Source organism: Allochromatium humboldtianum, assembly GCF_013385175.1.
In the GTDB taxonomy this organism is placed as follows: domain Bacteria; phylum Pseudomonadota; class Gammaproteobacteria; order Chromatiales; family Chromatiaceae; genus Thermochromatium; species Thermochromatium humboldtianum.
The window spans coordinates 76,940-97,645 of sequence record NZ_JABZEO010000002.1 but is presented as its reverse complement, the minus strand read 5'-3'; the positions used below and the strand labels follow the sequence as shown (position 1 = coordinate 97,645).

Sequence of the window (20,706 nt, the reverse complement as noted above, 5' to 3'; positions counted from 1 at the left end):
ACCAAGCATGGATTCGCTGGTTAATCGCTTGGCCTCGGCAATATCTCCAGCGTCTCTGCCCACCCCTGCGCCTCGGCCGCCCGATTGGCCTCCCCCACCGTCTGCACCTCACTCAAATCCTCCAGCCGTTCAGCCGTGCGGTTGCCCGACCCTTCGGTGAGTGTGGCCAGATCCAGTCCGGTGGTGGTCAGGATCAGATCCGCGTCGGTGAGCAGCGTCAGCCATTCGGAGAGATCCACCCGGCTCCAGTCGACCTCGGCCAGGGCCGCGACCGGGATCCCGGCGCAGTTGGGGTTTTTGGCGCGCCCATAGCCGCTGAGTCCGGCCGGTCCGCGCAGCTGTTCGTTCAGGATCCGCGACAGCGGCGAGTTGAAGCAGCAGTAGCTGTCGCGGCTCTCGATACAGGCCCCGAAAATGCTCTTGCGGCAGTAGGAGCCGACCCGATGACAGGCCTTGAGCGCGCGCTGCACGCCAAGGGTGAACTCGTCCTCGGTGCACTCCCAGATCAGCCGGATCAGGATCATGACGATGGAGTAGATCAGATAGGCCCACATCACCCACTGGATCACCACCGTGATGGCAGGGTTGAGCGCCACGTTGGCGGCCACCGTGCCGTCAGCGGCCACCGCCACCCCGCCGCTGCCGGCATCGATGAACAGCGCACTGGCGGCCTGCGGCCCGAAGGTCTGGGCTGTCCATTGCGCCGTCTGTTGCAGCAGCTCCTGCTTGAAGCGCGCGATCAAGCCCTGCTTGGCCGCCTCGGTCGTCACCGCCGTGGTGTGGCCGGTGATGTTGTTCACCGCGGAGGTGAAGGCGTCCTTGACCGCGCCCCAAGTATCGACCAGCGGCGAGCGCAGCGTCTCCCAGGCCCCGAAGGCGGGATTGGACACACCGGCTTTCACCAAGGACATGGTGACACTGTCGAGCTTGGCCACCGAGAACATCAGTTGCAGATACAGCCCGAGCGAGACGCCGTCCGGACGCTCGCAGCAGTTGACGATCCCGCCCACGGCACGCTTGCACTCCAGCGCCTCACCCTTGAACACCGCACAGCCTGCGCTGGTGCAGTCGGCATCCAGCGCGACCAGCTCGGCGGCGTGGAGCGCGGCCACCGCTTCGTCGAAGTTGTCTGAGGACTCAGGTTCGATCGCCACACAGTCCTCCCCCAGACAGCGGATCTCGCCGCCACAGTCGAGCGCGTCGGTGCGCTCGATGCCGGTGATCTCCTGCGTGGTGCCGCAGTCATAGACCACCTGATCGACATAGCACACCCCGGAGCGCCCGGTGGCCGCCTCAGCACACTGGCGGCTGACCCGGCGGCAGTTGGGATCGGCGTCAAGGGCCGCGCAGTTGTCCAGATCGCCGGGATTGTCGGGACAGTGCTCCACCCCGTCGGGATCGTTCCAGCACTCCATCCGTCCCTGATTGAAACTGGTGCAGTCGAGCGCAACGCTCACCTGCATACAGGCCGCACCAATGCCGGAAAATTGCTCCCAGGGTTCGTTCCCCGTCTCCCCGTGATAGGGCGGCGCCACCAGTTCGCTCCCGCACAGCTCTCCGCCGGACACGGCCACACAGGCCGCGTCGGGATTGGACGTGCAGGTGGTGGTGCTGCGGCAGAAACCGTCCATCAGGCGGGCGTTGAGCGTCTCCTGACAGGCGCTCGAGGCCCAGTCCCAGCGGTCGGTGCGCTTCTCGACCCGGCGCACCAGTTCGATGATCGGCTCCCCGGTCTCGGGATCGGTGCCGACCGTGACCGGATCCCAGTGCACGGTGGCCTCCAGCGTGCGCGTGGTGGTGCAGCTGAGCCGGGGCTGATCGGTGTCCGGGATCAGACAGGCCTCATAGTCGGGGACGTGCACCGTGCGCGGGCGATCGAGGAAGGTCGTCTCCCAGGTGCAGTCGGCATAGGTGGCGGTGAAGTCGTCCAGCGAGCCGACGGTGGCGTCGGTGAAGTCCCACAGCGGATCGGCGCTCAGGTCGACGCGCGGTCGGTCGAGCGGCTCCAGCAGGGTCTGGTAGGCCTGGCCGCTCGGGGAGGCGTCGGCATAGGGCGTGTCCACCAGATCCTGCTGCGTCTGGAGACCGGCGGCTTCGAGCGCGACGGGATTCCCGTAGAGTGCGCTCCAGTCGGTGACCGTACCAGTCTCGGCCCCTGGAAAGTAGACCCGGTAGTCGTCCGGTTGCTCGAACGGGGCCAGTCGGTCCGGATCGATTCCGAGCGCGCTCCCCAGCGCCTGTCCGTCGTCGGCGGCCTGATCAAAGTCGAGCGCCCGGTGCAGGTCATCGCCCCACACCAGCGCCCAGGGGGTCCAGCTGATCGCCAGGACCAGGAGCCCGACCAGCCCACGGGTGGCGGTCCGCCCCAGCCTCGCTGTGCCCACGCCCGGCGGCTCCGCCGGCTCACAACCAGCTGAGACAACAGTCATGCCAGCGCCAGATCAGGTACAGATGGTCCTCGCCGATCCCCGGCACGTTGCGCCCCAGACCCCAGCGCAGCTCGCTCTCGCCGATGACGTGGTTGGAGTTGGCCTCCGGGCGCGGGTAGAACTGCGACAGCCGGTACTGGGTCTTGGGCAACATGAGCGCGAAGGGCGCCTCGCACAGGGCCTCATCGCCGACGGTCTGACGCGCCAGTCCCCGCCGGTGCAGCGCGGCCAGCACCCGCGCGCCGGCCAGGCTCATCTCCGACGGGCGGCCGTTGAGCGTCGGCACGCGCCCGGTGAAGGGATAGAGTCCGCCCCAGGCCCCGGCACACCAGAACAGTTCGTCCAGGGGCTTTTGCACTGTGGTCGCCGAGGCGGCATCGACCAGACAGGCGGCTTGAGCGACCGGGTTGGCCACGAACGCCGCTTCCGGATTGGTAAAGAAGGCCAGCTCGTCGTTGTTCCAGGTCGGATCGAGTTCGGAAAGATAGAGCAGGTCGAAGTCGGTCAGGTGATCGACGTTGCAGCGATCGGGAAAGAACAGATCGAGCATCACCAGCAGCGGGAAGGCGTAGTAGTGGTAGTTGTAGAACGCCTTGTCGGAACCGTCGTAGGTCGCCTGTCCCGGCGTGCCGAGCGTGCGCCAGGCGCCCAGATCGAGCCGGGCGCCGCCCAGCGCCGGCAGACAGCCGGGCACCCGCACCAGCTCGACGATCCGCGCCGGTTCCCACATCCCGATCACCACCCCGGGACTCGGCAGCCCGGCCGGGTCGGGACAGGCGCACAGCGCCTGGGTACTGGCCCCGCTCGGGACCGGGCCGCTACCGATCGGTGCGCCGGCGATGCGCAGCGGAAACAGACAGCTCCAGCAGATGTCGGTGATGAGCTTGGGGCCGAGCAATTCGGCGTCGGGACAGACGGCGTTGCCCAGACCTGCTGTGGCGTCCTCCTCGGCGTGGGCCGTCGGCGCCAGGACCAGCAGCAGTCCGAGCACCGCCGCCGTCCACCTGACAGACGCATTGAGCACACCAGCCATCCTCAGCCCTCCGGCGGCCATTCGACCACGACCAGGGTGTCCCCCCGTGCCTCGACCCGTGCCGGCACCCGTTCGATCTGGAAACGCTGCGCCACATCGGGAGTGAGCAGATACAGCGGATCTCCGAGTGCGGTCTGGACGGCGCGGTAGCCGTCCCAGCCGGCGGCGCGATCGAGGCGCGTGGCCAGATAGAGCGGCAGGCGTCCCTCGGCGCGACTGGCCGCCCCACGTCGGGCCACATCGGCCACCTGACGCGGGTCGGTGGCATCGAAGACGAACAGCCGCTGCCGAAACGGCCGGATCGCCAGTGGATCGACCCGCGCGCCGGCACGGATCACGCGCGTGCCATCGGGAAGGTGGACATCGGCCTGGGCTTCGAGCGTCAGGTCGAGACGGCGCTCGCGCGGCTGCTCGGCGGTCGGGCGCTCGATCAGGGTCGCCCGCTCCCAATAGCGCGCCCGGGCCGCCGCACGCTCGGCCGCCCAGTCGATCCCGGCCAGACGCCGTTGCAGTTCAGCGATCAGATCCGGCTCGCTGACGGCCACCGTTGGCCCGCGCACACCCAGATCCCCGCGACGTCCCTGGCGCACCTGGGTCAGGATCCAGTCCGGATCGCTGAGGCCGCTGACGCGGGCCAGTTCCGTTCCGTCACCGTCGGTGACGATCAGCGTTGGGACGAGTTCGACCAGCGGGTTTTGAAACGGGCGCGGATCGAGTTCGAGACGCGGAACCGCCTCAGCCTCGCGGTTGGCCAGCGCCGCGCGCAGCGGTGTCTGGATCCAGCGCAGGAAGGCCCCCAGCGATTCGCCTGGGGCCACGCCGCGCCAGACGATCCGCACCTCGGGACGATCGGCGGCCATCGCCAGGAGTTCACGCAATTGCGCCTCGCCCAGGGCGCGCGAGGCCAGCACGGTGACGGTCCAGGACGGCGGCTCCGGCTCCGATAAACCAGACGCGGACGGCGCCATCCAGGACGGCGGCTTCAGCGCCTCCAGCGCACCGAGCTCGCGCGCCCACTGGGCGGCCGCCGGCTCCTGGATTTGGAGCCAGTCAGGACGCGCCTCCAGCAACGCCCGCTCCTCAATCCGCACCGCCTCATCACGCAGACCCGGCTCCGGAAGCGCCGGGGCCGGACCGGCGGCCACACCGCTCCCGGCCAGGACGCTCATCATGACCAGCCCCCGCCCCCATTCAGAACAGCGCATACGCCTTCCCCACCACCTGCGACTGCGGCAAAAAACCCCAGTAGCGCGAATCGAAACTGTCCGGGGTCTCCCCCAGCATCCAGAAATGCTCCACCGGCACCCGCTCATGGCGCAACAGGGTCGCCGGATCGCGTGCCAGCGCCGAGGCCAGCGCCAGCCCGTCGGCCAGACGCAGACCATTGATCCAGGTATGCGTGAGCGTCACCGTCACCCAGTCCCCAGGCACCCCCGCCGCGCGCTTGATGAACAACTGCCCCTCAAAGACAGGTACCCCCACCCCCAGAGCACGAAAGGCCACCAGATCCCCCTGCATCACGTCTTCCGGCCCCGCGAAGGTATCGATCAGAAAAATCCGCGATCCATCGAGACAGCCATGGTCTTGCAGGTCGAATCCCAGCCGGTAGCGGTGTGCGCCATAGAGCCCCAGACCGAGCACGAGCACCAAACCCAGCCCCATGAGACCGGCCCGGCGCCATGACACGCGGACTTCTCGCCATCGCCACCCCTGAACGCGCGACGTCCAGGCGTTGACCCACCTGCGCCACGCCTCAAGGCACACCCGGCACCTCCGTCTCCCGCAGCACCAGCTCGCGCGGAGCCGCCAACACCCGCTGCCGCTCCAACACCAGCACTCCCTGCTCCGCCAACCGGTCGGCCGCCTGCGTGTAAGCACGCATCACAGCTGTCAGGGCTTCGGGATCCGTGGCACGGGCAAGCGCCGACAGATCAAGGATCATCACCGGGGGGCGCATCACCAGGCGCTGATCAAGCTGACGCTGCCACCAGATCGCCACTGCGGCACTACTGATCAGCGACACCAGGCCCGCAATCAGCACCACCGTTCCGACACCCACACGCTCAGCCATAGGCCTGCTCCTGGAGCACCTGCCGGATCGCCTCATCGATGGAACAGCCCTGCCGACGGCGCGCATTCAGTGCCGCCACATCGCGCGGATGGGTCGAATACAGCAGCCGCCGGAACGGATCGACGACCAGCCGCCCGATTCCCGCCCCCTGATCCCCAATCACCAGGATCTCGGAGTACGCCCCCGGAATCGTATGCACGGTCTTGAGCAACTCCGCCCCGCCCTCAGTCAAGGGCAGCCGCTTGGCCGCTTGCAGCTGATCGATGGCCTGGGCCGGCTGGGCGAGCAGGAAGGTATGGGCCGAGTTCTCGGCGATCGCCCGCCCGGTCGGATTGGTGTAGAGGTCGTTGAGCGACTGGGTGACCGTGACCGCCGCCCCCCGGTACTTGCGAAAGCGCCGGTAGCCGGTCTCGATGAATCGTGCCACATCCCCCTGGGTGAGCAGATCCCAGGCCTCGTCGATGATCACCAGCTTGGCCTGATCGCGCTCACCGAGATACATCGCCTGCTGGATCTGATAGATCAGCTGCAACAGCACGACCTGCTGCAAGTGCTTGCGGCCCTTGAGCTCTTCGAGCTCCAGCACCACGAACGGCGCTGAGAACTCGATACTGTTCGGTCCATTGAAGAAGCGCCCGTACTCACCCTGGGCGGTGAAGGGATAGAGTTGAGTGCCGAGATCCCGTAGCCGCACATCGGCCTCAGCCACCAGCGCCTCGGCGATGGCGTCGATGGTCATCGCCTGACCCTGGCTGTCCCAGACACTCTTGAGGACGCGCTTGAGTCCGGATTGCGCATAATCGTCCAGGACACCGGAGGGCGCGATCATCGCCCCGACCAGGGCGGCGATCATGTCGGCCTCCTCTTCCCAGTGCTGAACCAGAGCGAACGGATTGAGGCAGATCCGGGACTCGCGCGTGAAAGCCAGGAACTGACCATCCAGCGCATCGCAGAGCTTCTCGTAACTGCGCCCGACATCGACCACCCAGCAGCGTCCCCCGACCGAGAGCGTGGTCGAAATCAGTTCATTGGTCAGAAACGACTTGCCCGAACCGGACTGGGCGGCGATACAGGCGTTGTAGTTGGAGGCCGAATCGAACAGCGAGAGATTCATCAGCTGCCCGCCCCGGCTGATGAGGTTCAGCACCGGCGTGCCCGTGCCCTTCCAGTCGCCGAGCACCGGCATCAGGTTGACCGCGTGCGTGGCCGCCAGTGTGCGATAGCGCTGCATGTCGCGGATGGCGCTCCGGTCGGCGCCAAACGGCAGACAGTTCAAAAACAGCGGCAGCGTGAAGAAGCGATCCGTCACCACCTGAAACCCCAGCTCACGCCAATAGGTGCGCAGGTTGGAGGCGGCGGCGGTCGCCTGGTTCTTGGGCGCAAACAGCACCAGTCCCAGATGCGCCTTGACTGGGCGATCCCCGGCATCGAGGCGCTCGAACAGCACCCGAAAACCGCGTGCCCGTTCGGCGAGCCGGGGCAGATAGAGCGCGATCGGACCGGTGGCCATGTTGGTGGCCCACTGGCTCTGGGTCTGCAAGAGCGAGCGCGTCGATTCCGGCTCGGGAAAGAACAGATTCAGGCACACCAGCAGATTGTTGGAGATGCCGCGAGCGCCGGAGAACGGATCGCTCAGATAGCGCGCCGCCAAGCCGAAATGCAGCCGGTCCGGGAAGCGTTTGACCGAGAGCGTCTGCACCCGGTACTCACCCAGGGTCAGTCCCTGCGCATCGACCTCCAGCGCCTGATCCGGGTCGAGGAAGTGCTCGCGCAGCAGACGTGTCGGATCGACTTCGGGCGTGATGCGCTCGCGCCAGGTCGCCGCCTCGTCCCAGTTGAGCAGGGTGTTCATGATCCGGCTGATATCACCCGCCATCAGCGGGCGCGGCTGTAGACCCACGGTGATGAGCACCTGTTCGGTGCTGGCGCGCAGATCGATGGCCGCCTGATGCGCCGCCGACGTCGGCAGGGGACCGGGCAGCGGCAGTTTCACCGTCACCAGCACCTGTACGTCGCGCACCCGGGTGTCCGACGACTGGACGATGGGACGCCGGACCCCGGCGCGCAGAAAGGCCGCGCGCTCGGCGGTGGCGGCACGCAGCAATGGCTGGTGCAATCCGGTGCGCAGTCCGTTCATCACCGCCAGCGGTCCCTCGATGTCCGGCGAGGCCCAGAGCAGCACCTGCAACAGGGTGTCGGTCGGCCATTCCTGGTTGACCAGGGCCGTCAGGCGGTCGGCATGGCCCTGATCGGCTCCAGCCAGTGGTTGGCAGAGCCAGCCAAAGGCGAGGCTCTGATCATCGAGCAGAAAAATTCCATGTTCCGGATCACCGGCCAGCAACGGGAACAGGGCGGCGGCACGCTCGCCCTGGAATCGGCGCTCCTTCATGCGCACGGCTCCGTGCCGGCGACGACCGCATGACGCAGCTGCAACAAGGGCGGATCGGCACAGAGGAGCCGGGCGCGCTTGCGTGTCAGGAGCTCACGCGCGCGGGCCGGGTGACAGGGTCGCAGCAGACGGCGATTGGCATCACACACCAGCACCGGCGTGCGTCCCTGGACCTGTGACAGCGCTTGCTCGAAGAGACGATCGCGCGCCGGCCACGACAGCCGGGCAATCGCCTGGAACAGACACTTGGGGACCGACAGATAGTGCCGGGTCTCGGGGAGTGCGAGCTGACTGGACATAGACTGAATCCTCGCCGATCGAAAGGGGTGGGCCGTTGCCGGCCCGGTCTCGGCCGGGGTTGGCCGGTGGCGCACAGTGAATGCGCAGGAGAGGTGAAGCGACGTCGTCAAGTCGGTGTTCAGGCCAGCGGTAGCGTGGCCGTGAACAGGGTATTGATGATGTTGGGTGCGACCAGCATCCCGACGCCGGCCGAGACACCGACCACGAAGCCCATGATCGACTGGCGCATCACACCGGCCACCAGGCCGACCAGGATGAAGGCGATCGCGACGACCTTACCCAGCAGGCCGGTCATCCAGCCGGTCAATAGTTCGTAGACCACCTGGAATTCCGTGCCGGTGGTATCACCGGTCCCGGAGGTGGCCAGCGCCAGCATCGGGGTGAAGGCCGTGGCCAGGATCAGGATCCGGCCGGCCATCAGTCGTGTGGATGGAGTCATGGTGTGATAGTCCTCTGAGTGTTCATGGTGGGTGATGCGGATGACGACGCCCCGGCCTCGTCAGGTGCTCGCCGCTGTCCGGGCGGCACCGGCGAGACCGCGTGCGCCCGCTGTTGCACCTGCAGCGGTTTGAGCTGTGCGTTGGAGAAGCGGTCGGGACCGGCGGCGAGCGTCCAGGTGCGCGGGACGATCTCGGTGAAGACATAGCCGCTGGCATGCAGATCGGATTGGTCGTCTTCCCAGGGCGCAAGCCAGATGCGCATGACCTGGGACGGGAGTCGCAACGGAATCGGGTCGCGCGAGCGTGGCAGCAGCAGCGACTCGGCCACCGCGTGCGGCGCCTCCTCGACCGACGGAACGTCCGCCGGGGTCTGCGCGGCGCGCGGGCGGGACGTCCGCGCATGTGTGGCGCCGAACAGGGCCGCATCCTCACCGAAAAATCCCATGGAGCCGATGGAGTCTGAGCGCCGCTGTCCGGTGGCGGCGTGCCGTGGCGGTCGCTGGGCGGCGGCGTCCGGGACATCGGCCGGATCGCGGGTCTGGAGCGTGTCGGTCCCGCTGGTCAGCTGGTAGACCCGGGAGGCGGGCAGACACAACGGATCGCTGGGATGGCCTTGACAGCCAAAACGCTTCTCACCCACCGCCAGCGAACCGCACCCCGTGGTCAAGGTGAGTCCACCCAGGAGCATCAGCATCCCGGCGCCCTGTATAGCGTGTCGCCAATCGAGGTTCGAGGTCATGCGTCGTCTCCTTGGAGCCAGAGCGGCAGATTCATGGGCGCGCCGGCCTGGAGCCGCCCATCGGGAGCGATCAGAAAAGGAACCCGGTCGATCCCCAGCAACTGGGCCGTGACCAGCGCCCGTTGCAGCGCGCCCTGACCACAGGTTCCGCTCGCGCCGGGCAGGGTCTCGAACTGATGGGTGAGCAAGGCTTCGGTGGCCCGCGCGCGATCGGTTTCGGCCAGGCAATTGAGCCGCACGACGATCGCCACCGACGGCTGTCCGAGCACCGCGAGCGGAATGAGACGGAATCGATAGGGCGCACGTTCGGCTGGCGTCAAGGCGGCGATCTGGTCGAGCAGGTCGGCGCACTGCGTGCACTGGGGATCGACGAAGATCCGAACCTCCTGGGCGCCCGCGCCGACGTCGAGGGCGCCCAGATCGCCGACATCCAGCTTGAGCCGCGCCGGATCCAGACGCTCCAGCCAACGGTCGGCCTCGGCCAGTGACGTCAACCGCTCGCCATTCCAGAGGTCGATCGCCGCGCCGAGAAAGACATAGCGCCCGTTGGTGGAAACGAAGAAGACGCGCTCCCCGGCCTGCACCATGTGCACCCCCGCCACGGGCAGACGCCGCATGCCGTCGATGCCCTGCATCCAGTGTTCGAGGGTTCCCTCATCCGGTCTTGGCGTCGCCAACGGAGGCGGACCGGCCTCCGGCGGCGTGATGCGCTCGCCGGCAGAGGCTGCAAGCGGCATGGCCAGAACGGCGATGAGTAACCTGAACGATGGGGTGTTTCTGTGGATCATGAGCATCTCGACCGGGTGATTGGAAAGCGCGCGTCAGCGACGCACGCCACGCGCGGCTCGGGGGCCGGCCAGTTGCAGGGAGGCGCCCCGATTGAGGATCACCTCGATCGCGCGTCCGGCATCGATCTCGATCACCGGAAAAATGTTCTCGGCCATGTCCAGGTAATACTGGGCCAGGCGATCGAGCGCCTTGCCCGTGCCGGTAATCGCGGCGGCCTGGGCCGAATCGCTCGACAGCACGTCCTGGTAGCGCACCGTCCCGTCGCTCGTGGTCGAGATGGTCGTCACCGTGCTTTTGTTGAAGACGTCCGATATCCCTTGCAGGAAGGAGACCTGCATCGCCCGCGCGATCACCTGCCCCTGCTTGGAGACCAGACGTCCGCGCAGCCCGACCTTGCCATCCTCGCCGACGGCATAGCCGTCCATCGGCACCTCGATCACCCCGCCGTCATGACGCACACAGGTGATCACCTCGGTGCGCAGAAACGCGCGCTCACTCGACAGCTCACCGTAGCCGGCGACCGTGATAAAGCATTCGCGCACATCGGCGCGGAAACGGTTGGGCAGGATGGCCTCATGTTTGAGACGCACCAGCGCCGGATACGGATCGCGCCGGGCCTGGCGTCCGGTTGGCGCATCCATCCCGGACAACAGCACGCCTCGCAGCAGGCTGCCGGCCGGAATCACAATGGCCTCGGCACCCGGATCGGGGATCGGCCCAGGGGGCGTGGCCGCTGTGGCCGTCGCCTGGGTGGTCGGCGTCTGCTCCACCACACGGATACTCAGCGCACCGGCATTCGGAGTCCGGGTGGCCGGGTTGGGACTCAGGGGCGTCACGGCTGTGGCCGGCCGACGTTCGAACAATCCAGCGGCGGGTTCGGCGGCAGGCGCGGCGGGCGGTGGCGTCGGTGCAGCGCCCGCTTCCGGCGTTGCCGGCGGCGACGGCGGTTGTGGCATGGTCTGAGGCGCTTCCAGTGCCGTCTTCAAGCGCGCGATCTCCTGGCGCAGTGCCTCGACCTGGACGTCCTGCGCCTGGCGCAGCTGCTCGACCTGCTGATTGACGGCGGTCGTCTCACGGCTGTCGCGCTGACTCTGCCGGGTGGCGGCTTGGGCCAGTTGTCGCTCCAGCTGCTCCAATCGTTGGGCCAGCCCATCGATGCCAAGGGTGCGGGGATCGGTATCGGTGAGCAGCCGGCGCGTCAGTCGTTCGCGCGCCTCCTGGGTGCGCGTCGCCGTCGGCGTCTGCGGCTCAAAGGCCAGCACGGCGATCAGGGCCACGGTCCCAAGCACGCCACCGATGACCAGCCAACGGCGCCAGGTGGGCGACAGCCGTTCCCAGGCGTGTAGGGGACGCACGGGCATCAGCGCGCTCCCGCCCCGCGCAGTGAAGGACGTTCCGGATGGCGCTGCGCCTGTGGGCGTAGACGGGCCGCCACATAGAGTTCGACCCGCTCGCCCGGCTCCAGCCACACACGCGGCCAGGCGGCCACCGCCACCGTGTCGCCGTCGATGTCGGCCCGACAGGCCCGCTCCTCGATCTCCAGCGGCGCCTCAGTGGTATTGCGCGCCAGCGCCGTCACCAACCACAACCCGCTGCCCTCCAGCACCTGGCCACGGCGCGTCTCCAGTCCAAGCTGGACACAGGTGACGGTCTCGCCACGCTTGGCCGGACGCAGGCTGTAACCCTGGGGGATCTCTTCCTTGGCCAGCGCGCGCATGGCGTCGGTGATCGCCGCGACATAGTCGGACGCAGCGCCGGACGCCGGTCCGGCCGGATTCCGGGGCGGCGTCGGCCCCGGCCAGGGATCGGTGAGCACCAGACGGATCTCGCGCGGCGGAATGCGTCGCGGAGCCAGGGTCAGCGACACGGCGTGATTGGGATCGGAGGCATCGCTGATGAACAGGGTGACGGGGGTTTCATTGGCCGTGGCCACATAGATGGCCGAGCCGTCGACGCTGGTCGTTGCGTCCGAAACGGTGCGCACCTGCGGATTGGGAAAGGGGGTGAGGATCCGGTTGAGATGATCGATCGCGATGTCGAGGATCAGATTGACGCCCACGGTGACATTGACCGTCATCGGCCCGAGTTCGAGATGGCTCGTCGAGGCCGCCGGCGTCTCGGCCTTGACTGGTAACAAGCGCCCTCCCCAGCCATCGGTCGGCGCCGAACGCTCACTGGCCAGCCAGGCATCGGGGACGGACGGCAGCTCGATGCCGATGTCCTCGTGCTGGGCCGCCGCCGGAGTCAGGCCAACCAGCGCCAGCGCGAGCGCGAGCGCCGAACCCAAGCTGGAGGCTGACGCCGAGCGAAGTCTGAAGCGGTCGAGAGACATGGCACATTCCTCGGCCAGACGGAGGCCGTCTGGGTGATGGGTTGAAAGCGAGCGCGCAGGCGCTGTCCGGTGGCCGTACCGGCCGGTTAAGGACGCGGCTCCCCGCTGTCCTCGCGACCGCGCCCCTGACGCTCGCGCGGGTCGGCGTAGGCATCCAGGTACGTGATGACGGGGCGATAGTTACGGAACATCACCCCGATCTCGTAGCTGCGCGGGCGTGTCACCGGATCGGCGCCCGGTCCGGTGACGACCTGCTTGCCGCTCACCCGCACCCGATCGGTCGCCGGATCGAATTGAATCGTCTCCGGGCTGAAGCGCACGCTGACGCGATCGCGCCGCAACTCGGCCACCTGCGCCTCCAGCACCTGTGCGACCTCACGCCGCAAGCCGGGACTGAGCAGCGGCTCCAGGGTCTGGTGCAGAAAGGGTGCGTTGGTGGGCGTGACATTGCCCAGCAACTCGGTGACGAACAGCCCCCAGGCCTCCTTGACCTCCTGGCTGGCCGCCTCGCGGGCGACATTGACTTGTTGTTCGAGGATCGGCGGCACCAGCACCACGGTACGCTCGGCCTGCAACAGCGCCATCAGCGTCAGCAGATTGGTCACGAGCAGCCCCAGCAGGAGGCCGCGATGAAAGCGGTTTTCCGCCACCAGCGACTGCCAGGTCTGGCGAAAGCGCGTCAGCGTCATGGCAGATACCGACGCACGAAGGGATTCGGGGTGGTGCGATGTCCCATCGGCATCAATCCGATCCAATAGAGCGCATGGAGCGCATAGCCATCCGCGCGGCTCTCGCGAAAGCGTCCGTAGAGACGCACCGCCAGCAGTCCCAGCAGGCTGAAGATCAGCGGCTGATTGATGAGGACGCCGATGATCAGCACCAGGAAAAAGGGAATCACATCATCGATGCGCCAAAACAGCAGGTTCGGCGGATCATCGACATGACGCGGGAGTTCAAGGCTGGCCATCGGCATCAGGTTCGGGTGACGTGGTGTCGGTGTCCTTAACGATGCCGATTTTCGCCAGCCCCGTCAGCAAACAACCGTGATCGCACCGGGAACCGTTGTTTCAGAGTTGTTTTGGACGGTGCGCGAGGCTGGTGCCGATGAAGAGCACCGCCGGCAGCCCCAGGAGTGGAATCACGAACGGGTGCAGCGGGACCGGCAGGAGCACCATGAACAGCAGCAGACCGACGACCAGCCTCAACCCCAACTGGCCGGCCTGACGCGCGCTTGGACTGGGATAGTCGAATCCCAGCTGGCGGATGCGCCAGCGCCAGTGCCCGTCGAGCACGCCGGCCATGAGCAGCAGCCCCATGGCCGGCGCCCAAGCCGCCAGCAGCGCGGCGCGCAGCAACGCCAGCTCGACCAGGAGCCAGGCGGCCTCCAGACGATCGGTCAGCCAGGCCGGATCGCTCCCCTCCAGGAGCGTCCAGGACAGCGCCTCCTGCAGGGCGCGATCGCCTCGGCCACTGGCCGCCACCTGCGCGTCAAACCAGCGCGCGGCCTGATGCAGAATGGCGCGTGCGGTGTTCTCGCCCAGATGGCTCAGGATCCACTGCTGTTCGAGCGCCTGCACCTGCCGCAGCCAGGCGGTCGGGATGAAGACGGCCCCCGCAATCAGCGCCACCAGCACAAGACTGATCAGCGCCACCGAGACGGAGCTCGGGCGGGTCGCGCCGTCAGCCGCCGATCCAGCCATACTCAGGGCCGCCGCGCGTCATCCGGCGGCGCGCCCTTGGGCGTGCCGAGAATCGGCAGCCGTCCCTTGACGATCCGCCCTCCCGCCAGACGTGCGATGTAGTGCAGGTTGGGCAACAGGCCCAGCAGCGCCGGCTGGAACAGCTCGCTCACCTCCTCTTTCAGCTGCTCGCCGACATTGCCGGCATGGGTCAGGGGACTGGTCTGCGTGGAGGTGCCCTGGGTTCGGGTGAGTGTCTTGAGGCGCGCCTTCGGCAGGCTGTTGGTCACATACTCCTGGGTTTCGCTATCGAGCACACGCAGCGCGATCAGCGTATTGAGGTTCGCCAGCACCTGACGCGCCTTGGCCTCGCTCCCGGTACGCGCGGCAAAGTCGGCAAAGGTCTGGGTGGCGATGGTGAGTCTCAGCCCGGCGCCCCGTCCCTTGTTGAGCAGCTGGATCATGGGGTCGTTGACCACCTCCGAGGCCTCGTCGATGAAGACGTTGACCGGCGGCGGCTGGGTGCTGTAGTTGTAACGATCCCCGGCCACGGCGGCCAGATCGGCGATCAGGATCGAGCCGATCGCCGCGCCGACCATGCCGTCGGACAGGGCGTCGAGGCCGATATAGGCCACCTGGGCGCGCTCGACGATCCGCGCCATGGCGGTAATGGGGCGCGGATCTGCGGGATCGTCGCTGTCGGGCGACAGGAGCGGCCCCAGGGGACCGGCGGTGAGCATGTTGAGGATGGGAAACAGGCTCGCGACCATTTTGGAGAAATGGACCCTGTCATGCTCGAAGAGCGACACCAGCCCATCGATCACCGTCGAGGGTTGTTTGGCCCGGATCTGTTCGCGGTAGAGGCGCACGAGGGCGCGTGCGCGGGCCTGAGTGTCCGGCGTCTTGCCCAGGTAGCGCGACGCTTTTCCCTCCCAGCCCGGTTCATGGGCGTCGAAGAAGCGCATCAGCACCCGCACCACTAGAGCCTCGACCCCGCCTTCGAGATAGCGGCGGAGATTGACCAGATTGGGCCGCTCGCCGGCGGCCAGCACCCCGCCGATGACGTGCGAGAGCGCCATCTGCGAGAAACTCTTGAAGGGATCGTTGCCGCTGACGCTGGGCATGATGGCCGCGATCCGGCTGGCGATCTCGGTGGCCCGGTTGAAGCTGTAGAGCGGATCGAGCCGATGACTGCGATCCGGAAAGGCCGGATGGAAACTGACGAACCGGCCGGGCTGGTGCGCACAGGCACGTTGCGCCGATTGCTGGAGATCCCGATCCCCCTTGGGGTCGAGGATGACGACGGCCTCACCGCGCAGAACCGCTTGCGTGACCAGCAGATCCAGCAGGCGGGTCTTGCCGGCCCCGGTGGTTCCGACGATCAGCAGATGACCGGCGCTGTGCTCGACCGGCAACCAGACCGGCGCTTCGCGCGCGGCCAGTCCATGCAGCCAGTGCGCGCCGAGCTGGGATTGGGCGGGCACGATCCGCTCCGGGCCGACCCGGATCAGATCCAGCGCCAGCTGCGCATGCTCGCTGTTCCAGTCAAAGCCCCAGCCCAGCCACAACGCCTCGCGGCGACGCCGGCACTGCTCGGCCAGCTGCGTGGGGGTGAGAAACGCCAGCGGCTGTCCGATGAGCCGGGCGCGGCGCTGCCCCTGATGCAGGGCCGCCGGCAGCCAGCGCAGCGCCAGTGGGATCGACAGCCACGCCAGCACCTGAAAGGGACGCTGATAGAGCGGCCAGAGCGGATGCAGCACGGCGGCCAGCAGCCCGACCATCAGCCACAGCGTCAGTGCGGCCAGTTCGAAGTTCGGACGCCAGGGCGGGTTATAGGCCAAGCGTGAAGATCCCCTGCTCCACCGGCCGGGCGCCCGGAAGTTTTTCCAGGGCGCGCCGTAGCGCGATCTCGGAAATTCCCGCGCGCCGGGCCTCCTCCAGCAGCGGGCCGCGCAGGGCGATGGCCAGGGCGCCCGGACGCTCGACGATCGGGCCGAGTGCGGGATCCCGGGCCAGCAGGCGCTGCCGGACGTGGCGGGCATAGTCGGCGGCGTCGCGGCCGGTCGTCGTGTGCGTGACGGGGGCGCGGTCAGGCGCGGTCGGCTCAGTCGGTGTCACCGCCGCACTCGGCGTGACGGCCACGGCCTCAGCTGCCGGCGGGCAACCGACTGGCGTGACAGGCACACCGAGTCCCAGCGCCAGCAGCGGCCGGGAGACCTCGCGGTTCAACCAGAGTCCCGTCACCCCGCCCTGTTCACGCAGCTTGAGCAACGGTCGCAGCGGATCGCACTCGATCCAGTGGCGCGCGACCAGATCCTTCAGCACCTCCTCGGGAGATACTGCCAGGCCGGTGAGGGCCTGGGGATAGGGCAGAAACAGCTTGCCGTCGATCAGCGTCGGCTGGGCATCGAGCGTCAGACGCCCCTCGGTCAGCGCCTCGGCCATGGCCATCAGGCTGGTTCCGGCAGGTGCGTGGCGTGCCAGCCAAGCGCGGGCGGCCTCCTGCGGCGTACCGGCCGCTGGGGGGTCCGGATCGGCGGTGCCGGATGGTTCGCGGTCGGCCGCACCGGTGTCAACGGCGCTCTTGTGGCCTGTGGTCGACTCCGACACGAGTGGTGGTGCCGTCTGGTCTGCCAGTGGCGTCGGTGCGGCTTCGAGAGCGACGACCGGTCGCGTTTCAGCCGGCGATTCAGGCGGTGCCGTCTGTTGCGTTGATGGCGGCGGTGCCGCTTCCGGGACGACGACAGGCCGGACCTCAGACGGGGCTTCATGCTCGCGCGTCGATTGGCCTGCCACCGTGTCCGGCGTCGGCACGAGCGGTGTCGGCGAGGGCACCACCCCCGAAAACAGCAGCTCCGGCGTGGCCAGACGCAGGAAGGACAGCTCGACCGGTTGCTCGCGCGCCAGGATCGCCGGCGCCAGTCGCCAGTAGCGCGCCGCCGGCTCACCTTCAGCCACGGGTCGCGGCCGGGCCAGATGGCGCTCGATCAGGATGTCGGCGAGGGTATCGGGATCATGCGGGATGCCTGGAATGCGCTCATCGGTGAGCCGCTGGACGATGGCCTCGGCACAGGCCGGCCAGACCAGGTGCACACTGTTGGGCGGAAAGATCCAGACCCGCGCGCCGGGCGTGTTGACCGCCCAGGTGCCTTCGCGCAGTAGGGCGCGCATGGTGTCGACCAGATAACGCTCGATCGGGACTCCAAGCGACAGGGCTTCGGGATCGAGCCGGTTTTCGCGCAGATCCTGCGCGACACTGGCCTGGTCGGCCTCGCGCATCAGCTGATAGAGCAAGGCCTGGGTATCGCTGCCGGCGAGCACGCGGCTCAGGGTATGCCAGACCAGCGGATCGGGGTCCATCAGCCAGGTGCGCACCGGTCGCGTCAGCACCTGATGCAGCACCGACGTGGTGAAGATTTCGTGCCCGTGATGGACACGCTGGGCGTTCCAGCGCAGGAAATAGCGGTCGATCCCGTGCGCGTCGGCCCAGTCGCTCAGGGTCTCGTCCACCGGCTGCCAGCGTTGGGCGCCGGTACGGTCGACGACCAGAACATCGGCGACCGGTTTGCCGATGTCGTGCAGCAACCCCACGATGCAGGCGGCCAGATGCCAGCGCGGTTCCAGGAGACGTCGCTCCTCCGGGCGTCGATCGAGCGCAAACAGGCGTCCGCGACTGGCGCGGGCGGCTTGGAAGGCGACCTCGAGTCCATGACGAAACAGCCCGCCCGCCCCACGATGGTGGTGCGTCTCCGAGGCGGGCAACAGATGGACGAAAGCGGCATAACGCTCGACCAGTGGATACACCAGGGCCTGGTAATCGGCATCGGTGAACGCCAGGGCATCCTGCAGGCCGGCGATCAGCTCACGCTGGGTCTCCAGGATCTGGGCCGTGCGCGCCACCGGCAGTCCCTTGAGGAAGGGCGGATAGCGTGGAATCTCAGGCTCCGGCCCGACCGAGGCCGGCGCACAGCCGTCATCCCGGTTCGAGACACTGTCTGGCGGGGCGCGAAAGGCGGACCAGGCCGCCTGACAACGGGCGATCAAGCTCGACATGCGGGCGCAAAGATACCGGAGCGACGACAAACCGCTATCCCAGCATGGTTCCATCCGGCCCGGCCACCCGGAACGGTGATTCGGTAGCGGACCGTTTTGTACCGGTCAAACCGTCCGCGCCCGATTCACCGTTTCAGCCGGTCGAGCGCCGGGCGTCCCGCTATGATCGAGTGCTGTTCATCCGGGAGTTTGGATCATGCTCAAGCACGCGCCCCTCTGGCCATTCATACCACTCATCCTGCTGACAGGGTGCACCTCGGCCCCGCCACCCACGCCGGCAACCGGCTCCCCGCCCCGCCTCCCCTTTCCCAGCTATGTGGTCAATCGCTCGCCGGAATGGCTGGGTGGAGCGGCTTGGCGCGGCGGACAGCCGGAACATGCCCTGGCGGTCGATGGTCAGTCGTGCGGAGTCGCCCTGGATGGGCGCGTGCACTGCCGGCGACAGGTCGCCGCGAGCGTCAGCCGAACCGACACCGTTCCGTCCACCGGTCATCCGCTCGCTGACAGGCCGGGGAGCGACTGACATTCGCCGGCACGACTTGCCCAAGCCCTTGCCCCTGGATCGTTGACGCTCCAGCGCTGACTGGCCATGAGACTCACTTTGTGGCCGGCTCATTGATGATCGGTCCGCCAATGACTCGGTCAAACACCGGCGCCAACAAAAAATAAATCTTATATTTTCAGTGCATTAGTCTTTTTTTATTGATGACGACCAGGTTTTAACTGCAAAACCGCTAGTCGGTTATCAAAACCCAGCGTGAAAACTTACGGCTACCCGCATTACGGATTCGCCCTTTCTTCGTCAGCTTTCCGAGCAGATAGTGGATGCGGTTTTGCTTTTGCTCGTCGTCGAGCACCTCCGGGAGCTTGTCCATCAACAGGCGATCGATGTCTTCCCGCGTCACGGGCTGATGTTCCTGGATCAAGGCGAGCACTAGAGCTTCATAATGTTGACTATCAAGTCCCCGATCGCGGATATGGCGTGCCTTCTCGCCGACGGCGGCGGCAACCTTGCCCGCGACCACGATACTTGGGTAGCGCCCCTCCACCAGCTTGCCGCCTTTGAGCCGGCGATGCTCCTCCGGGGTGATCGGTCGGCGCTTCTGGACCTTGTCCAGCAACATGATGGTGAAGAGATCCAGATCGGTGTTCGCCATCAGGAGACGGGTGTAGCGCTCGTCGAGAATCCGCCCCTGGATCTCGACCTTGACCCGCTGGGGTTCGGAGAGGTCGTAATCCGGCAGCGGGAAGAAGCGACGGCGCTGCTTCAGAAACATGCGCTTGATGCCGCCGCCTTGGGTGTCGATCATGTTCAGGTTGACCATCACCTCAGCCAGTAGCGGGTTGCGGTACACCTCCAGCGGTGCATCCTGCTGGATCACCGTCTCGACCGATCCCGGCAGGAAGCTCCCCATGTTGCGCAGGATCAGGCCGTTCGGCGTCTCGACGATGTTGATCCGTCCGCGTAGGCCGTAGTCCTGATGGGCGATGCAGTTGTGCAGTGCTTCGCGGATCACCCAGGGGTCGTACTGCGAGATCTCGACTGGGAACAAGGTGCCGTCCGGCAGTTCGCGTACCGTGAGGTTACGGATGCGGGCCAGTACCTGATCGACATTGAGCAGGAAGGGCGGACCGAAGTGGGCGTAATCCTGCTCTTCGTTGCGGTCGTTCTTGAGAATCCAGCTCATCCGCGCCACGGCAGGGGCCAGCAAGGTACTGGACTCCTCGCGCCCGAGCAGCAGCAGAGCGGCCTGAGTCACTCTGCCGCGCGTGGTCAGCTTGGTCTTGTTGAGAAAGGTGGCGTCGTCCCAGGTGTCGACCGCGGCGGCCTTGCCGGGAAACTTGGTCTTGTACTCCAGGCGCGCCTTGGCGAGGGCCGCCGGGTCGAGATCATCCAGGGTTGCCCGCTCGCAAACCTCGGCGCTCCAATCGATCTGACGGCTCCAGATCTGGCGCGCCTTCTGCGGATACTTGCGCAGCTCCGTTTTGCTGGAGCCGTCACGGATATAGGCCGTGCCGTCGAACTCCACCGGTCGGTCATAGGCGGGATGGATCTCGAACAGCACCACCCGCCGGCCCTGGTACTCGAAGGGATGGATCTCGTAGCCGGTGTTGGGTTGTAGATGCCGCGACAGCCACAGCGGCAGCAACTGGTTGCCCTTGCTGTCTTTGTCCTTGACCGTCTCGGCGCCTGGGTCGAAGCGGGTGCCGAGCACGGCGTGGGTGCCGTCCTCGATGCCGAAGACCAGATAGGCGCGCGGGCGTCCCAACAGACAGGCCGCATTCGCCAGTGCGGAGACATACTCGCCCAGCGCCCTTGGCTCGAATCGGTCGTGCTTGAACTCCAGCCATTCGCTCTCATGCGGCTCGGCCCGCAGGCGGTCGAGCAGGGCTGTCAGCTCCTGGGTGTTCATCAGTCTTGCGCGAGAAACCCCGTCCTTGACTGGCGGGG

Annotated in this window: 19 protein-coding genes; 1 reads left to right on the top strand and 18 read right to left on the bottom strand. The window is 67.1% G+C overall.

Annotation, left to right across the window (positions count from 1 at the left end):
- Positions 1-20: 20 nt before the first annotated feature.
- From traN to mobH, 17 genes are all read right to left on the bottom strand, one after another.
- Complete coding sequence (gene traN / locus HW932_RS02920; RefSeq protein WP_343046949.1) at positions 21-2,384, bottom strand: conjugal transfer protein TraN; 2,364 nt, start codon at positions 2,382-2,384, stop codon at positions 21-23.
- A gap of 19 nt (positions 2,385-2,403) precedes the next feature.
- Entirely contained in the window at positions 2,404-3,462 is a 1,059-nt protein-coding gene (locus HW932_RS02915; protein WP_176975002.1) for a TraU family protein, read from the bottom strand.
- A gap of 2 nt (positions 3,463-3,464) precedes the next feature.
- Positions 3,465-4,667, bottom strand: coding sequence for a TrbC family F-type conjugative pilus assembly protein (locus tag HW932_RS02910; RefSeq protein WP_176975001.1), 1,203 nt, complete (start codon positions 4,665-4,667; stop codon positions 3,465-3,467).
- Entirely contained in the window at positions 4,654-5,148 is a 495-nt protein-coding gene (gene lepB, locus HW932_RS02905) for a signal peptidase I (RefSeq protein ID WP_343046948.1), read from the bottom strand. The genes HW932_RS02910 and lepB overlap by 14 nt, the downstream gene beginning before the upstream one ends.
- A gap of 67 nt (positions 5,149-5,215) precedes the next feature.
- Positions 5,216-5,533 carry a hypothetical protein gene (locus HW932_RS02900; protein ID WP_246296634.1) on the bottom strand — a complete coding sequence of 106 codons (318 nt, stop codon included), beginning with the start codon at positions 5,531-5,533 and terminating at the stop codon, positions 5,216-5,218.
- On the bottom strand, positions 5,526-7,922 hold the full coding sequence (traC, locus tag HW932_RS02895) for a type IV secretion system protein TraC (RefSeq protein WP_176974999.1): 2,397 nt from the start codon (positions 7,920-7,922) through the stop codon (positions 5,526-5,528). The genes HW932_RS02900 and traC overlap by 8 nt, the downstream gene beginning before the upstream one ends.
- On the bottom strand, positions 7,919-8,221 hold the full coding sequence (locus HW932_RS02890; RefSeq protein ID WP_176974998.1) for an RRXRR domain-containing protein: 303 nt from the start codon (positions 8,219-8,221) through the stop codon (positions 7,919-7,921). Before HW932_RS02890 ends, traC begins: the two co-directional genes overlap by 4 nt.
- A 119-nt stretch (positions 8,222-8,340) precedes the next feature.
- On the bottom strand, positions 8,341-8,661 hold the full coding sequence (gene traA, locus HW932_RS02885) for a TraA family conjugative transfer protein (protein ID WP_176974997.1): 321 nt from the start codon (positions 8,659-8,661) through the stop codon (positions 8,341-8,343).
- Positions 8,658-9,401 carry a TraV family lipoprotein gene (locus tag HW932_RS02880; protein WP_176974996.1) on the bottom strand — a complete coding sequence of 248 codons (744 nt, stop codon included), beginning with the start codon at positions 9,399-9,401 and terminating at the stop codon, positions 8,658-8,660. The genes traA and HW932_RS02880 overlap by 4 nt, the downstream gene beginning before the upstream one ends.
- Entirely contained in the window at positions 9,398-10,189 is a 792-nt protein-coding gene (locus HW932_RS02875; RefSeq protein ID WP_246296632.1) for a disulfide isomerase DsbC N-terminal domain-containing protein, read from the bottom strand. The genes HW932_RS02880 and HW932_RS02875 overlap by 4 nt, the downstream gene beginning before the upstream one ends.
- Before the next feature lie 33 nt (positions 10,190-10,222).
- Positions 10,223-11,551 (bottom strand): TraB/VirB10 family protein, encoded by a 1,329-nt coding sequence (locus tag HW932_RS02870; protein WP_176974995.1) that lies wholly within the window; start codon positions 11,549-11,551, stop codon positions 10,223-10,225.
- On the bottom strand, positions 11,551-12,522 hold the full coding sequence (locus HW932_RS02865; RefSeq protein ID WP_176974994.1) for a TraK domain-containing protein: 972 nt from the start codon (positions 12,520-12,522) through the stop codon (positions 11,551-11,553). Before HW932_RS02865 ends, HW932_RS02870 begins: the two co-directional genes overlap by 1 nt.
- Positions 12,523-12,608: 86 nt before the next feature.
- The gene (locus HW932_RS02860; RefSeq protein ID WP_176974993.1) at positions 12,609-13,211 is read right to left on the bottom strand and encodes a TraE/TraK family type IV conjugative transfer system protein; all 603 of its coding nucleotides are present in this window, start codon (positions 13,209-13,211) and stop codon (positions 12,609-12,611) included.
- Positions 13,208-13,489: a type IV conjugative transfer system protein TraL gene (traL, locus tag HW932_RS02855; RefSeq protein ID WP_176974992.1), complete on the bottom strand. Its 282-nt coding sequence runs from the start codon at positions 13,487-13,489 to the stop codon at positions 13,208-13,210. Before traL ends, HW932_RS02860 begins: the two co-directional genes overlap by 4 nt.
- A gap of 100 nt (positions 13,490-13,589) precedes the next feature.
- Positions 13,590-14,174: an IncC plasmid conjugative DNA transfer DtrJ family protein gene (locus HW932_RS02850; protein WP_343046947.1), complete on the bottom strand. Its 585-nt coding sequence runs from the start codon at positions 14,172-14,174 to the stop codon at positions 13,590-13,592.
- Positions 14,175-14,224: 50 nt separating this feature from the next.
- Positions 14,225-16,042 (bottom strand): conjugative transfer system coupling protein TraD, encoded by a 1,818-nt coding sequence (gene traD, locus HW932_RS02845; RefSeq protein WP_176974990.1) that lies wholly within the window; start codon positions 16,040-16,042, stop codon positions 14,225-14,227.
- On the bottom strand, positions 16,032-18,254 hold the full coding sequence (mobH, locus tag HW932_RS02840) for a MobH family relaxase (RefSeq protein WP_176974989.1): 2,223 nt from the start codon (positions 18,252-18,254) through the stop codon (positions 16,032-16,034). Before mobH ends, traD begins: the two co-directional genes overlap by 11 nt.
- A 196-nt stretch (positions 18,255-18,450) precedes the next feature.
- On the opposite strand from mobH, the gene HW932_RS02835 reads away from it, so the two are divergent.
- Positions 18,451-18,777 carry a hypothetical protein gene (locus tag HW932_RS02835; RefSeq protein ID WP_176974988.1) on the top strand — a complete coding sequence of 109 codons (327 nt, stop codon included), beginning with the start codon at positions 18,451-18,453 and terminating at the stop codon, positions 18,775-18,777.
- A 211-nt stretch (positions 18,778-18,988) separates the two neighbouring features.
- Here HW932_RS02835 and HW932_RS02830 read toward each other — a convergent pair whose 3' ends face one another.
- Positions 18,989-20,668, bottom strand: a complete 1,680-nt coding sequence (locus tag HW932_RS02830) for an RNA-binding domain-containing protein (RefSeq protein WP_176974987.1) — start codon at positions 20,666-20,668, stop codon at positions 18,989-18,991.
- Positions 20,669-20,706 lie beyond the last annotated feature (38 nt).

Coding starts and splice junctions, on each gene's coding strand:
- HW932_RS02915 (WP_176975002.1), bottom strand. CDS start 3,462: ATGGCTGGTGTGCTCAATGCGTCTGTCAGGTGGACGGCGGCGGTGCTC.
- HW932_RS02910 (WP_176975001.1), bottom strand. CDS start 4,667: ATGCGCTGTTCTGAATGGGGGCGGGGGCTGGTCATGATGAGCGTCCTG.
- HW932_RS02900 (WP_246296634.1), bottom strand. CDS start 5,533: ATGGCTGAGCGTGTGGGTGTCGGAACGGTGGTGCTGATTGCGGGCCTG.
- traC (WP_176974999.1), bottom strand. CDS start 7,922: ATGAAGGAGCGCCGATTCCAGGGCGAGCGTGCCGCCGCCCTGTTCCCG.
- HW932_RS02890 (WP_176974998.1), bottom strand. CDS start 8,221: ATGTCCAGTCAGCTCGCACTCCCCGAGACCCGGCACTATCTGTCGGTC.
- traA (WP_176974997.1), bottom strand. CDS start 8,661: ATGACTCCATCCACACGACTGATGGCCGGCCGGATCCTGATCCTGGCC.
- HW932_RS02880 (WP_176974996.1), bottom strand. CDS start 9,401: ATGACCTCGAACCTCGATTGGCGACACGCTATACAGGGCGCCGGGATG.
- HW932_RS02875 (WP_246296632.1), bottom strand. CDS start 10,189: ATGATCCACAGAAACACCCCATCGTTCAGGTTACTCATCGCCGTTCTG.
- HW932_RS02870 (WP_176974995.1), bottom strand. CDS start 11,551: ATGCCCGTGCGTCCCCTACACGCCTGGGAACGGCTGTCGCCCACCTGG.
- HW932_RS02865 (WP_176974994.1), bottom strand. CDS start 12,522: ATGTCTCTCGACCGCTTCAGACTTCGCTCGGCGTCAGCCTCCAGCTTG.
- HW932_RS02860 (WP_176974993.1), bottom strand. CDS start 13,211: ATGACGCTGACGCGCTTTCGCCAGACCTGGCAGTCGCTGGTGGCGGAA.
- traL (WP_176974992.1), bottom strand. CDS start 13,489: ATGGCCAGCCTTGAACTCCCGCGTCATGTCGATGATCCGCCGAACCTG.
- mobH (WP_176974989.1), bottom strand. CDS start 18,254: ATGTCGAGCTTGATCGCCCGTTGTCAGGCGGCCTGGTCCGCCTTTCGC.
- HW932_RS02835 (WP_176974988.1), top strand. CDS start 18,451: ATGCTCAAGCACGCGCCCCTCTGGCCATTCATACCACTCATCCTGCTG.
- HW932_RS02830 (WP_176974987.1), bottom strand. CDS start 20,668: ATGAACACCCAGGAGCTGACAGCCCTGCTCGACCGCCTGCGGGCCGAG.